This window comes from Streptomyces sp. NL15-2K (genome assembly GCF_030551255.1).
Lineage (GTDB): Bacteria > Actinomycetota > Actinomycetes > Streptomycetales > Streptomycetaceae > Streptomyces.
The window spans coordinates 9,345,622-9,359,054 of sequence record NZ_CP130630.1 but is presented as its reverse complement, the minus strand read 5'-3'; the positions used below and the strand labels follow the sequence as shown (position 1 = coordinate 9,359,054).

Below are 13,433 nucleotides of genomic sequence, written 5' to 3'. Positions count from 1 at the left end.
CCTCGCAGAACCGTTCCGGGGCGCGTGCGTCCACACACGCCCCGGACACGGCCGCCGTGGAGTCCGTCGGGGTCCACGGCCACCGGCCGGGAGCCGTCCCTCCCGACCGGAGATCAAGTGCCGTACTGCCTGGAGGAGTTGTACGGCGGTCAGCCCTGCGCGGCGATCCGTGCCAGCCGCTGCGCTTCCTGGCGCGTCGAGTGGGCGATCGCGTCCTCGTCGACCGTGAGGAGCCGGTTGTTCTCCACGATCTGACGGCCATTCACGAATGAGGCCGTGACCGGCGCCGCCGCGCCGAAGACCAGCGCGGTCACGGGGTCGGCGATCGAGGCGTGGGCCAGCGTGTCGAGCTTCCACAGCACCAGGTCGGCGAGCTTGCCGGGCTCCAGGGAGCCGATCTCGCCGCCGCGACCGAGGACTTGGGCGCCGCCGTACGTGCCCAGGCGCAGGGCCTGACGGGCGTTCAGGGCGGTTTCCTTGTGGGCTCCCAGCCGGTTGATGAGGAGCGCGTTGCGCAGCTCGGTGTGCAGTTCGCCGGACTCGTTGGACGCGGTGCCGTCCACGCCGAGGCCGACCGGGACGCCGGCGGCGAGCATGTCGGGGACCCTCGCGATGCCCGCCGCCAGCCGGGCGTTGGAGGACGGGCAGTGGGCCACGCCCGTCTTCGTCCGGGCGAAGGCGGCGATGTCGGAGTCGTTCATGTGGACGCAGTGCGCCATCCACACGTCCTCGCCGAGCCAGCCGGTGGACTCGAAGTAGTCGGTCGGGCCCATGCCGAACAGCTCCTGGCAGAACTTCTCCTCCTCGACCGTCTCAGAGCCGTGCGTGTGCAGGCGCACGCCGAGGCGGCGGGCCAGCTCCGCTCCTTGCTTCATGAGTTCGGTGGAGACGGAGAAGGGCGAGCAGGGGGCGACGGCGACCTGGGTCATCGCGTCGAAGGAGGCGTCGTGGTGCTGCTTGACGGTCTCCTCGGTCGCGGCGAGGGCGCCCTCCAGGGTCTCCACGGCGAAGTCCGGCGGCAGCCCGCCGTCCTTCTCACTGCGGTCCATGGAGCCGCGGGCGAGCGTGAAGCGGACGCCCATCTCGCGGGCCGCGTGGATGATCGCACCGGACAGGTCGCCGGAGCCGTGCGGGAAGACGTAGTGGTGGTCCACGGCGGTGGTGACGCCACCGCGGGCCATCATCGCCAGCGAGCCCTGCGCGGCCGCGCGGACCATCGGCTCGTCGATGCGGGCCCAGGTGGGGTAGAGCGCGACCAGCCAGTCGAAGAGGTTGTGGTCCGTGGCCAGGCCCCGGGTGATCCACTGGTAGAAGTGGTGGTGCGTGTTGACCAGGCCGGGGGTGACCAGGTGTCCGGTGGCGTCGACGCGGCGTACGACGTCGTCCAGGCCCTCGGGGGCCTCGCCCGCGCCGAGCGACTCGATGCGGTTGCCTGCGAGGACGACGTGCCCCGAGGCGTACTCGGTGTCGTCGGCGTCGACCGTCGCGATCGAACAGTTCTCGATGACGATGCGCTGAGCTGCTGCCATGGTTCGCCCTTCGCCCTTCAGAGGTTGGTGAGGTCGACCGGGATCCGCGCCTCGCAGCCGTCCCGCAGGACGGTCGCCTCGATGAGGCCGTAGGGGCGGTCGGCGGCGAAGTACACAGCTCCGTCGGCGGTGTCGTTCTTCAGGCCGAACGGCTCCAGGTCCACCAGGAAGTGGTGCTTGTTCGGGAGCGAGAATCGGACCTCGTCGATCTCGGCGCGGTGGTCGATGATGCGCGTGCCCATGGCGTACAGGGTCTGCTGGAGCGAGAGGGAGTAGGTCTCCGCGAAGGCGCGGAGAAGGTCCCCCTTGACCTGTGCGTACGACTCGTCCCAGGCCGGCATCCGCTGCGCGTCCTCGGTCCAGTTGAAGCGCCAGCGGGCGGAGACCTCGGTGGCGAGGATCCGGTCGTGGGCCTCGGGGAGTGTCGTGTACTTGTCCTTGACGTAGCCCCAGAACTCGGAATCGGTCGAGTTCATGACGGTCAGGTCCTTGAGACCGGACACGACCTCCCACGACGAACCGTCGTACGTGATCTGGGCGAGGCGGGTCTCCTGGCCCTTGCGGACGAAGGAGTGATCGCCTGTGCCGGACGACTCGATCCGTTCCCAGGCGTACTCCTCGATGCGGATCCGGGCCCGGTGGATCGGCTCCTGACTCGTCACGAAGTGACGGGCGAGGTGGATGCCGAACTGCTCGGCGGACTCGATGCCGTGCTCCTTGGCGAACGCGTACACCGTGTTCTTGGTGGTGTCGGTCGGCAGGACGTTGGCGTTCGAGCCGGAGAGGTGGACCTCGTCCATGTCGCCGCTCAGCGACACCGAGACGTTCAGGTCCTTGATGTGGTGGGTGGCGCCGTCCCGCGTGATCTTGACGACTCGGTTCTCGGCCTTGCCGTACTGGTTCTGTCCCAGGATGGGCATCGCTAGCTCCCTCGGTAAACGGAGTAGCCGAACGGGTTGAGCAGCAGCGGTACGTGGTAGTGCTCGCCGGGCGTGACGGCGAAGGCCACCGTCACCTCCGGGAAGAACACTCCCGCGGTACCGCTGTCCCGATTCGCGGGGGCGTCCTGCTGCGCATCGGCTTGCTTCAGTCGGAAGTACGGCTCCACCGCGAAGTCGAGCCGTACGTGGGTCGTCCCCGCCGGCAGCGCCGGAAGGTCCTTGCACCGCCCGTCCGCGTCGGTCGCGGAGCCGCCGAGCGTCTGCCAGTCCGCGTCGCGACCCGCGCGGGCGGCGAGGTGGACGGCGACGCCCTGGGCGGGGCGACCGGCGGAAGTGTCCAGGATGTGGGTGGACACGGAGGCGGTGGTGCTGGTGCTCATGCGGTTTCCTCTTCGAGAAGGCGGGCAAGACGGATCCGGTTGATCTTGCCCAGCTCCGTGCGGACGATCTCCCGCTCCCGCTCCGGCGGGTTGCCGATCCGCTCCCTGACCGCGTCGCGCATCTGCTCGCCGGTGCGGCCGGTGGCGCAGATCAGGAAGACGTGGCCGAACTTCTCCTGGTAGGCGAGGTTCAGTTCCAGCATCTCGGCCCTGAGCTCGGCGGAGGCGCCGGCCATGCCGCGCTGCTCCCTGGCCGAGCTGGGGTCGCCGGGCTTCGGGCGGCCGATCGGGGGGTGCCCGGACATCGCCTGTTCCAGATCAGCGGTCATCAAGGCGGCCATCGCGGCGTCGCTCGCCGCGTAGAGGTCGTCGGCGGTGGCGTAAGGGCGGGCGTCGAGCAGCCGCTCCACCCAGGCCGTGGAGGCGCACACCTCGTGCAGCTCGGCCCGCGCCGCCGGTTCCTCCAGGGCGTTGAGGCGGGTGAGGCCCGAGGGCGTAGGAGTCGACGTCATGCCGACAGCTAACGCCCTCCCCGCGCACCACGTCAACAGTTTGTTGAAAAATCGGGGTTACGAAGAGCCGCGCGTCAGGCCCCGCTTCCAGGGCCGCGGGTCAGGCCCCTTTTTCGCGGTTGAGGTAGTTGTAGACCGTGAAGCGGCTCACCCCGAGCGCGCTCGCCACGGTCTCCACGCCGTGCCGCACGGAGAAGGCGCCGCGCGCCTCCAGCATCCGTACGACCTCCTGTTTGGCCTTGCGGTCCAGGTCGGCGAGCGGCTTGCCCTTCTTGCGCTCCATGGCGGCCAGGATGTGATCGAGGGAGTCGGCGAGCTGCGGCAGCCGTACGGCGACGACCTCCGCGCCCTCCCAGGAGAGCACGACGTCGTCGGGGCCGGCCTCGTCCGGCGGGAGCATCTCCCCGCCCATCGCGTCGACCAGCGGCTTCACGGCGGTGATGAAGGGCTCGTCCGCGGCGCCGGTCACTTCTCCCCCTCCCCGATCACGTTGACCTGGAGTGAGATCCGGGTGGCACCGGCCCCCAGCGCCCTGCGCATCAGGGTGTCCACGGCCGTGAGCACGGCGTCGGCGCTGCCCTCCGCCGTGTTGCCGAACGGCCCGACGTCCACCGCGTCCAGGTCGGCCGCCTCGATGACCTCGCGGGCCACCAGGGCGTGCGCGGGTGCCTCGTCGAGGTCGAAGGGCTCGGTCGTGAACTCCACTCTCAATCGCACTGTGCCCCCACGGCATCGGCTCTGGTCATCGCAGCATCGGTGTGCCCCAGTCGCTCCGACACGACCTTAACGGACCAGGGCCCTTCTGATGGATCAGCGTGAGCGCCGGCACCCGCGCCGCCTTTCCCGTGCCGACCGGCTCCCTGTACCGCGCCCTCGCCGTCGGCCCCGGCTTCCGCGCCGCGGGGATGCGGAGCCTGTTGGCGGGGGTGGGGTTGTGCCGCAGACCGTAAAGCTTTGACCATGGAACGAAGTTACCCACCGGTCAACCTTGAAGCTTCAAACAGCGCGGCTATGATCACTTGGCATGCATGATGCGACCGTTCGCTGAGTGCTCACGATCGCGTGACGTCCAACATGGCTCCCCAGCCGCATGCCCCGGGCCCTCCCCCACCCCCACCCCCACCCACCCAGGCCCGATGCGTCCCCTCCCCGCGGAGATTTCCCCGTCTCCGCTCCCGTTCCGCTCCCCCCACTCCTCTGCACCGGTGGCCGATGCTGCCCACTCGGCGTGCAAGTACGAAAGCAGCACATCCATGAGCGACATCAAGGGCCGAAAGCTGAAGGCCAATGTCCTCGGCGGGTTCGACTCCACGCGGCTCCGAAGACCTCCGCGACCTTGTGATTCCGGGCGGCCCGACGTGGGCTGAACCCCCCGGGGGCGAGGTCTGCCGCCACGCGATCCGGCACGAAGACGCGCTGCGGACCGGCAATCGACAGCTGCCCAGGTGTGCACGCTGTCGGCCTGATTCGCCGCTAGTGCCGCGGCAGGCAACGTTTGCCCGTCAAGGAGCGGCGTCCGGTGCGTGCTCTCGGCGTGCCGGGCGCAGGCCCTCGTACTGGATGTACTTGGGTCTGTGCCCGGTGCGGCGAGAGTGCGTGCCGGGCGTCGCGACGGGGCAAACGTTGCCTGCCGCGGCACTAGATGCCCTGATCCCGCACGCCCAGGTCCGATACCACGCCTCTCGACACCCTCCGCCTGCCATGGGCAGGCGCGGCTGTCACCGAACGGGTGGTTCCCCATGATCATGAGCGAGATCGTCTCGAAACACGACCAGCCCCGAACAATGAGCCGCGCGGGCGATTCGGGTGATGACCTGCCTCAACTCAGGCGTTCCCCTGCATTGAGCGTGCTCCGGGATACCGCCGCCGCGGCACGCAGGGGTGGCGCCGGCGCGGCTTTCGTCAGCGGTGCGGCCGGAATGGGGAAGACCAGCCTGCTGATGCGAGCGCGCGCGGAGTTCGACCGTCACGAAGGCACCGTGCTGTTCGCCACCGGCCGTGAACCGGGATCTCCCGGCACCACGGTGCGTGAGCTGTTCGAGCCGCTCGGGCTCACGGCGTCGGGGGCGGCCACTTCGCCGCTGCTGGCGGGCGCGGCCCGATGGGCGCTGCCCGCGCTCCTGCCCGGCAGCGGGCCGGACTTCGACGAGGACGGCGAGAACGCCAGTTACCCCATCCTGTGCGGACTGTACCGGCTCGCCTCCCACATGATGGCGCTCGGGCCATTGACGATCATGCTCGACGACGCGCACCACTGCGATCCCCTCGTCCTGCGCTGGGTGGACTTCCTGCTCCGCCGAACTTTCGACGATCCGCTGCTCGTGGTCCTGGCGTACGACGCGGACGCGACCGGGCTGGGGCGGGAGTTGCTGACCACCATCACCGGGCACGCCGCCGGCACCACGGTCGAGCTGGGCCCGCTCTCCCGTGTCGAGATCACCGATCTCGTCGCCACAGCACTGGGGGCTTCGCCCGAGCCGTCGTTGGTCGAGCTCTGCTCCGAGTTGTCCGGCGGCAGCCCGCTCTCGCTGCGGTCGCTGCTCGCCGAGCTCCGCGATCACGGCGTGGGACCGGACCGTCCGGACCTCCGGCGCGTTGCCGAGATCGGCGAGCGGGTGCTGTCCGGGGCAGTGCCGGCGCGCTTGGAGCGGCTACCGGAGAACGTCCGGAAGGTGGCCGTCGGCATCGCTCTGTTCGGCGCCACCGAACCCCGAATGATCGCCGCCCTGCTCAAGCTGTCCGCGCGCGCGGTGGCCGCGGCGGTGGATGTCCTGCGCGGACAAGGCCTGCTGGTGGCGGACCGGCTGGAGTTCGTGGTCGAGCAGGCACGTGGCGCCGTCCTCGGCGAACTGCCACCCGGCGACCTCGCCGGGCTCCGGTTACGTGGCGCGCTCCTGCTCCACGACGAGGGCCGCCCGCCGGAGGAGGTCGCCCACCTGCTCGTCGACCTGCCGGAGCTGCGGGAACCGTGGATGACCAGCACCCTGCGGGGTGCGGCCGCCGACGCGCGTCGGCGCGGCAGCCCCGCGGACGAGGTGCGCTTCCTCGAACGCCTGCTGAAGGCGGTACCCGACCACACCGAGGCCCTGATCGAGCTCGCCAGGGCACTGTGCGATGTCGATCCGGAAGCGGCGATGGCCCACCTCATGCGCGCCATCGAGCGGACGCCCGATCTTCGGGCCCGCATTCCTCTGGTGACCCGCTACGGTGTGCTCTCGCTCAAGGCAGGACATGCCGCCTCGGCGTTTCGCCTGCTGTCCGACGCCCTGGATGCGGTCGACGGGGTCTCCGCGGAGCTGCCCGCCGCCGACGACAGCCTGCGCAGGCAGGTTCAGGCCGTGTTTCTCGGCGTCGGCCTCTTCAGCGAGCCGCATGTGCGGCAGACCCTGCGGCGTGCTCGGACGATGGTGGTTCCGAGCGGCGACACCCCCTCGGACCGGGCGGCCGTCGGCATGCTGGCGAGCACCGTCATGCTGGACGGCGGATCCGCGGAGCAGGCGGCAGACCGTGCGAGGGCCGCGGTCTCGGGCGCTCTCACCGTTTCTCACGGACCCGCGATCCTCGCGGCGCAGGTCCTGGACCACGCGGGCCTGCCGGAGGAGGCCCTCGCCGCGCTGGACCGGATGGTGGAGGACACCCGGCGAGTCGGTGCGGTCACGACGCACTGCCATGCGTTGGCGACCAGGTCAGCCGTGACACTGCGCATGGGGCGGCCGGCCAGAGCGGCGGCAGATGCCCGGGCCGCGATGGATGTCGCCCAGGACCGGCGCTGGGCCCTGCCCCGGATCGTGTGTGCCGCCATGCTGGTGAACCGCGGTGAGCCGGAGCGCGCCGAGGCGCTGCTCGACGAGATACATCAGCCGAACTTCACGTGGGAACACCACGAGGTGCTCATGGTGCGGGCCCATGCCAGGCTCCTGCTGGGCGACGGCGAAGGCGGGCTGTCGGCCCTGCTGAGGTGTGGCCGCAGCAGGGCGGAGGCCGGTGTCTCCGGCTCCGTGCCGACGCCCTGGTGGGTGCCGGCCGCGGTCGTTCTGACCGACTTGGACCGCCGGTCGGAAGCGCTCGCTCTGGTCGAAGCGCAGGAAGAGTGGAGCATCCGCTGGGGAACGCCGGAGAGCATCGGGCTCAGTCTGCTGGCACGGGGGGCGGCGACGCCGGGGCGGCGCGGACTGGACCTCATGGCGGAGGCCGTCGAGCGACTGGGGGCATCGCCCGCACGGTTGAGCCAACTCCAGGCGGAACTCTTGCTGGGCCGCGGGCTGTTGCGGGTCGGCGACGACGTGGGAGCGCGCAAGTACCTGCGCCGTGCGGTCATTCTGGCGGTGCGGTGTGGCTGCCCGTCCGCCCACTCGATCGCCAAAAGGCTCCTGCTGTCCGCGGGGGGCAGGATGCGCGGGCTGAGCCGCGAGTTGCCGGATCTCCTGACCGCCGCCGAGCGGCGGGTGGCCGAGCACGCCATGGCCGGGGCGACCAACCGGGACATCGCCAAGGCCCTGTTCGTCACCCTGCGCACCGTCGAGACCCATCTGTCGAGCGTGTACCGCAAGCTCGGGGTGTCCTCCCGCGCGGAGATCGCCACAGTGCTCAGCGAGTCCTTCGCGGCCGAGCGAGCCATCGGGCCGACGGCCGTTGCGATGGGCTCCCGTGGGATCCGCATGCGGGACGGGGTATGCGGTGAGCGCGACTGATCCGGGGGCCAGGCTGCCCCTCGGTGCCGTGTCCGGCCCCGGGCGGAGGACATCGTGTCGGCCGAGGGGTTGGTCCGACTGTTCGCCGGTGAGCCGTGCCATGTCGTCGCGCACGTACGGCAAGCGGGCCGGCGGACGCCTGCCTCCCCCTCGGTGGGACTTGGGCCTGTCCGGCGGATCAGGTCACGGGAAATCGGCGGCGCCCAACGAGCGCAGGAGGTTGTGAGGCGGTGTTGCTCGAGCGAGACGGCGAGCTGAGTGCGGTCTCCGAGGCGCTTCGGTCCGCTCACCGAGGCAGCGGGTCGCTTCTCGTGATCAGTGGCCCGCTGGGCATCGGCAAATCGGAGCTGCTGCGCGCCCTGCCCGGGTTGGCCGCTCGGCAAGGCACCTGGGTGCTCAGTGCGGGTGCCTCAGCACTGGAGCAGGACTACGCCTTCGGCGTGATGCGCCAACTCCTGGAACCCGCCTTGTTCGCGGCGGACGACAAGACGCGGGAACGTTGGCTGTCCGGTGCGGCGGGGCTCGCCGAAATGGTCCTCGGCCAGGATCTGTTCGATGTCGCGTGCACGCGCCCGGTCTCGGTGCGGCAGGCGGTGCTCCTCGGGCTGCTGAAGCTCGTTGAACGGCTGAGCGCCGCACAGACCTTGATGATCCTGGTCGACGGTTTCCACTGGGCCGACGAGCCCTCGCTGCAATGGCTCGCTCGCCTGGCGAATCGGCTGAACCGGCTCCGGATCCTGGTCGTGGTCACGGTTCGGGACGGTGAGCCGACGTCGAACAGGCCGACGGTGCAGGCCATCACCAAAGCAGCCGCCCGGGTGCTGCGGCCGCGTCCGTTCTCGCTCGCGGGGACCCGTGCCCTCGTGGCCGACCAGTGGGGTGAGGCCGGGCACGAGGAGTTCGCCCTCGCCTGCCACGAGACGACGAACGGAAATCCGTTGTTCCTCACCTCGGTCCTGCTCAACTTGTCGGTCAACGGCATTGCCCCGAGGGCCGAGCACGCCGACAAGGTCCGGTCGCTGAGGCCCGCGGAGCTTCGTGACCGCCTGATCGACTGCATCGGCGCACAGACGGAGCCGGTACGCGACGTGGCCAAGGCCATGGCGATCGTGGGCGACCAGGCCGATCCGGAGGTCATCGGGCAGATCGCCGGACTGGACGCCGTCGGCTGCGCGGAGGCGATGGATGTCCTGCACATGTTGGGCCTGTTGGCCGACAGGCAGCGACCTGGTTTCGTCCACCTCGTGGTCCAGGACGCGGTCGAGGAGTCGATGACGGCCGAGGAACGCGAGAAGCTTCACATCCGGGCGGCGAAGTCGCTGTACGGAGGTGAACATTCCGTCGAGCAGAGGGCGGCCCAGCTGCTGGCGGTGACCTCACCGCAGGGGCAGTGGACGGCTGACGTGCTGCGCGCTGCGGCCGGTAGGGCGCTGCGACGCGGCGCTCCTGAAGCCGCCTCGCGCTATCTGCGCCGCGCATTGCTCGACACCTCGACGAACGGGGAGGACCGGGCACGGCTGCTGGTCGAGCTCGGGACAGTCGAGCGGGCCTTCGACGTGCGTGCCTCGGTACGACACATCAACCATGCGCTTCCCCTGCTGAGTTCCGCGCAGGATCGCGCGGCCGCGATGGTGAGGCTGGCGCCGGCCCTGCTGGGCAGCGCCCCACCCGGGGTACGCACGCCGACCCGCCAGGTATTCGACGAGTTGGGCGACATGGGCGAGTTGTCCGGAGCGGATCGAGAACTCAAGCTGCGGATCGAGGCCCGGATGCGGCACCTCGACTGCACTGATCCGCTCGAACTGGCCGACGACAGCACGCGGCTGGCCGAGCTCGGCGGTGATCCGCCGGTGGATACGCTCGCGGAGCGCGAGCTGGTGACCACGCTGCTGTTCGCCGTCACTCTCACCAGCCGCCGGCCGTCCTCCTGGGTGGCCCGTGTCGCGGAGCGAATCGTCGAGCGGGAGCCCGCCTCGTCCTCACACGCGCACACCGCGCTGCCCCTGCTGGTGACCGTGCTGGCAGCCGCCGAATCGACCGGGCGCCTCACACCCTGGTTGGACACGTCACTCGCCCATGCCGGCAGGCGCGGGGCGGTCGTCGAGCAGGCGGTGATCCGGACGGAACAGGCAGTGGTCGCCCTGCATACGGGCCGCATCGCGGACGCGAAGCGCGCCGCCACGGACGCGTTCGAACTCGGCGCACTCGAATGGGACACCGCGAACCCCACCACCGCGATCGCGATGGCCGCCGTGGCGAGCGGGGTACGGGACGTCGAGCTGACCAGGAACGTGCTGACCGGCTGTGGCACCGAAACCACGAACGCGTGCCTGGCCTCGGTGCTGCACCTGATGCGGGGCACCCTGGCCACGGCCGAGGGCGATCTCCGGGTGGCCCTGGAGCAGTACCAGGAGTGTGGGCGGCAGTTGAGCCGAGCGAGCTGGAACAACCCTGTGCTGTTCCCGTGGCGTGCGCTGACCGCGGACCTGTACCGGCGCCTCGGCGACCTCGACGCGGCCCGTGAGGTCGCCGAGGAGGATGGCCGACTGGCGGCCGAATGGGGGGCGCCGGCCGCCCTCGGGCGGGCCAAACGGATACTGGGCGACGTCATCGGGGGCGAGGCGGGCATCGTCGTACTGCGGGAGTCGGTCGACATCCTGGAGGGCTCTGTCAACGCGCTTGAGCTGGCCAGGTCGTTGCTGCGGCTGGGGATCTCACTGCGCGAGCAAGGTCACCCGGAGGCGGTCGCGCATCTCCGCCGAAGTCACCGGCTCGCGCTCGACTGCGGTGACCCGCGACTGGCCGAGCGCGCTCAGGCGAGCGCCACCGAGGCCGCGAGCAGGCAGCCGGGGCGCCCGTCACTGACGAGGACGGAACTCCGGGTGGCGCGGCTGGCGGCCGCGGGGGACACCAACCATGACATCGCGCGGTTGCTCGGGGTGAGCCGGCGAGCGGTCGAGAAGCACCTCACGAACTGCTACCGCAAGCTCGGGATACACCGCCGGGACGAGCTCGTCGATGTCCTGCCGCCGGCCGGGTCCGACCGTGGGCCAGGCACCACCGAACCACTGGGCCGAAGCCGACCACGGTCTTAATGCGCTGAGGTCCCGTTTTCATTGACGCTTCCCTTTTTCTTTACCTACGATCTTGACCATGAGCGGTCAACGTTTCGGCCCCGAGCCGCTCGCACCCCATTGTGTCTTTTCTTCCGGCGGGAGAAATCGAAAGGCAGGGCCTTCCCGCAATTGCGTAAAGCCTTCAGGAGACGCGCGAGCAGAACAGGAGCCGGACGATGGAAATTCTCGTCGGCGCGAAAGCCGAGGGGCCGGTGCACGACACCCTGACCGGGTGCGCCAAGGAGTTGCTGGTGGCACAGCCCACTCCCGAACCGATCGCGGGGGCGGTACACCCCGTCACCGACCTGCTGCGGCGCGGCGTCCAGGTCCGGGCGCTCCACCACCACACCGTCCGTACCCCTCCCGCGGCGCGCGACTACGCCCGTACGGTGACCGAGCAGGGCGCCCGACTGCGCACCGTCGAGCGACTGCCCGGCGAGTTCGCCGTCGTCGACCGCCGGCTGGTGCTGCTGGGACACGGCCCCACCCGTGTCACCCTGATCAGCGAGCAGAGCATCGTGGACCACTTCACCCGGGTCTTCGAGCAGCTGTGGGAGGGAGGGTGGGCGCTCCCCGCCGTCACCACGCGCCACCCCGACCCCGCACGGCCGGCGAAGGCCGACCCCAAACCCGCGATCCTCCGACTGCTCAGCGAGGGCGCCAAGGACGAACAGGTGGCGCGCAGTCTCGGGCTGTCCCTGCGCACCTGCCGCCGCCACATCGCCGATGTGATGTCCCAGGTCGGGGCGGTCGGCCGGTTCCAAGCAGGTGTGCTGGCGGCCCGGTACGGACTGCTCGGCATTCCGCCGGTGCCGGATGACGTCGACGGCGTGCAGGGACGGGGCTCGTCGGTATGAGACGGGGCTCGTCGGTATGAAGTGAGGCCGCTCGTCGGTCGGTCAACGAGACAGGACGGCGGTCACGGCCCGGCCGCTGCGGCAGGGCGGCGCAGCAGGACGTAGCCGGCCACGGCCGCGAAGGCCAGTACGGCCAGCAGCGACGGCAGACCGCCGCCGAGCAGGAACGCGGCGCTCGCCATCAACGCCGCGGTGCACACCGCCCGCATGGCCCGGTCCGCGAACAGCCGCAGGCCTGCGGCAAAGGTCAGCAGGTACACCACCAGCGTCGAGGCGCTGGCGAACGGGATCAGGTCGTGCTCGTCGCCACCCAGGACGTACATGCCGCCGATGTCGAGCGCGTAGCACACCCAGACCGCCCAGAGCGCGGCCATCGGCGTGCCGGTGCGACGCGAGACCGCCGACAGACGACGGGGCACAGCACCGTCGCGGGCCATCGCGTACAGCAGCCGGGACGCGCCGAGGACCCAGGCGTTGATGTTGACCACGATCAGGAAGACGGCCAGCGCCGAGCCGAGCCGGGCGGCGTCGTCACCGTGGCTGAAGCGCAGCAGCACGTCCAGCACGGCCGTGGTGTCGGTGTCGGTCCGCGACGGCACCACCAGCGCGATGACCAACGCGAGCGTGCAGTAGAGCGCGCCGATGATCCCGGCGACGATCAGTGCGGCGCGCGGAAAGCTGCGCCGCGGGTCACGGACCTCGTCGGCGACGTGCGAGACGTGCTCCCAGCCGAAGAACGAGAAGAAGCACACCAGGATCGCCGTGCCCACCGCGCTCCAGCCGTACGGGGCGAACGGGGTCAGCCGCTCGGGCCGAGCCGCCGGAGCGGACACCACGATGACGGCGACCAGCCCGGCTATCAGGCTGAAGACCAGCACCAACTGCACCTGCGAGGCGATGCGGAGGCCCAGCATGTTCGCCACCACGCCCAGGCTCATGGCCGCGAATCCGACCAGCAGGATCACCGTGTGGCCGTGCCAGCCCATCAGCGCCGCGAAATAGCGGGCGGCGGCCAGCCCCAGGACCGGGTTGACCACCAGGTTGAGCAACAGCAGGAACAGACCGGAGGCCGCACCCAGGCGGTCACCGAACGCGCGTTTGATCAGGTAGCTGGTCCCGGCGGCGCTGGGGTACTCGGCGGAGAAGCGGGCGAAGGCCGCCGCGATCGGGAACGCGACGACGGCCAGGATCAGCCAGGCCAGCAGCGAGGCCGGTCCCGCCAGCTCCAGGGCGATGCCCGGCACCACGAGGATGCCCGAGCCGACCAGTGTGGACACGTAGTAGACGATGAGGTCGCGGGTGCCCAGCACCTTGCGCAACTGCGTTGGGGAAGCCGAATCCACACTCACCACACACTCCCAACAAATTCCGACCGCATTTCGCGCTGCTATAACGGCTCGACGTTAA

General features: G+C 70.3%; 11 protein-coding genes. 4 read left to right on the top strand and 7 right to left on the bottom strand.

Annotated elements, in window-relative coordinates:
* Window positions 1-149: 149 nt before the first annotated feature.
* The 6 genes from Q4V64_RS41805 to Q4V64_RS41780 all read right to left on the bottom strand — a co-directional run bounded on the left by Q4V64_RS41805 (window position 150) and on the right by Q4V64_RS41780 (window position 4,079).
* Entirely contained in the window at window positions 150-1,529 is a 1,380-nt protein-coding gene (locus Q4V64_RS41805) for an 8-oxoguanine deaminase (RefSeq protein ID WP_124438191.1), read from the bottom strand.
* Window positions 1,530-1,546: 17 nt separating this feature from the next.
* Window positions 1,547-2,449: a factor-independent urate hydroxylase gene (pucL, locus tag Q4V64_RS41800; protein WP_124438192.1), complete on the bottom strand. Its 903-nt coding sequence runs from the start codon at window positions 2,447-2,449 to the stop codon at window positions 1,547-1,549.
* A gap of 2 nt (window positions 2,450-2,451) precedes the next feature.
* Window positions 2,452-2,850, bottom strand: a complete 399-nt coding sequence (gene uraH, locus Q4V64_RS41795) for a hydroxyisourate hydrolase (protein WP_124438193.1) — start codon at window positions 2,848-2,850, stop codon at window positions 2,452-2,454.
* Complete coding sequence (gene uraD / locus Q4V64_RS41790; RefSeq protein ID WP_124438194.1) at window positions 2,847-3,362, bottom strand: 2-oxo-4-hydroxy-4-carboxy-5-ureidoimidazoline decarboxylase; 516 nt, start codon at window positions 3,360-3,362, stop codon at window positions 2,847-2,849. Before uraD ends, uraH begins: the two co-directional genes overlap by 4 nt.
* A gap of 100 nt (window positions 3,363-3,462) precedes the next feature.
* On the bottom strand, window positions 3,463-3,831 hold the full coding sequence (locus Q4V64_RS41785) for a helix-turn-helix domain-containing protein (protein ID WP_124438195.1): 369 nt from the start codon (window positions 3,829-3,831) through the stop codon (window positions 3,463-3,465).
* Window positions 3,828-4,079: a hypothetical protein gene (locus tag Q4V64_RS41780; RefSeq protein ID WP_124438196.1), complete on the bottom strand. Its 252-nt coding sequence runs from the start codon at window positions 4,077-4,079 to the stop codon at window positions 3,828-3,830. The genes Q4V64_RS41785 and Q4V64_RS41780 overlap by 4 nt, the downstream gene beginning before the upstream one ends.
* 98 nt (window positions 4,080-4,177) lie before the next feature.
* On the opposite strand from Q4V64_RS41780, the gene Q4V64_RS41775 reads away from it, so the two are divergent.
* From Q4V64_RS41775 to Q4V64_RS41760, 4 genes are all read left to right on the top strand, one after another.
* Window positions 4,178-4,312 carry a hypothetical protein gene (locus tag Q4V64_RS41775; protein ID WP_301184476.1) on the top strand — a complete coding sequence of 45 codons (135 nt, stop codon included), beginning with the start codon at window positions 4,178-4,180 and terminating at the stop codon, window positions 4,310-4,312.
* A gap of 789 nt (window positions 4,313-5,101) precedes the next feature.
* Entirely contained in the window at window positions 5,102-8,053 is a 2,952-nt protein-coding gene (locus Q4V64_RS41770; protein WP_124438197.1) for a LuxR family transcriptional regulator, read from the top strand.
* A gap of 230 nt (window positions 8,054-8,283) precedes the next feature.
* Window positions 8,284-11,148 carry an AAA family ATPase gene (locus Q4V64_RS41765; RefSeq protein WP_172629061.1) on the top strand — a complete coding sequence of 955 codons (2,865 nt, stop codon included), beginning with the start codon at window positions 8,284-8,286 and terminating at the stop codon, window positions 11,146-11,148.
* 197 nt (window positions 11,149-11,345) lie between these two features.
* Window positions 11,346-12,026, top strand: coding sequence for a LuxR C-terminal-related transcriptional regulator (locus Q4V64_RS41760; protein WP_124438199.1), 681 nt, complete (start codon window positions 11,346-11,348; stop codon window positions 12,024-12,026).
* Window positions 12,027-12,088: 62 nt separating this feature from the next.
* On the opposite strand, the gene Q4V64_RS41755 is transcribed toward Q4V64_RS41760, so the two are convergent.
* Window positions 12,089-13,375 carry an amino acid permease gene (locus Q4V64_RS41755; protein ID WP_172629062.1) on the bottom strand — a complete coding sequence of 429 codons (1,287 nt, stop codon included), beginning with the start codon at window positions 13,373-13,375 and terminating at the stop codon, window positions 12,089-12,091.
* Between the last annotated feature and the right edge of the window lie 58 nt (window positions 13,376-13,433).

Coding starts and splice junctions, on each gene's coding strand:
- uraH (WP_124438193.1), bottom strand. CDS start 2,850: ATGAGCACCAGCACCACCGCCTCCGTGTCCACCCACATCCTGGACACT.
- Q4V64_RS41770 (WP_124438197.1), top strand. CDS start 5,102: ATGATCATGAGCGAGATCGTCTCGAAACACGACCAGCCCCGAACAATG.
- pucL (WP_124438192.1), bottom strand. CDS start 2,449: ATGCCCATCCTGGGACAGAACCAGTACGGCAAGGCCGAGAACCGAGTC.
- uraD (WP_124438194.1), bottom strand. CDS start 3,362: ATGACGTCGACTCCTACGCCCTCGGGCCTCACCCGCCTCAACGCCCTG.
- Q4V64_RS41805 (WP_124438191.1), bottom strand. CDS start 1,529: ATGGCAGCAGCTCAGCGCATCGTCATCGAGAACTGTTCGATCGCGACG.
- Q4V64_RS41760 (WP_124438199.1), top strand. CDS start 11,346: ATGGAAATTCTCGTCGGCGCGAAAGCCGAGGGGCCGGTGCACGACACC.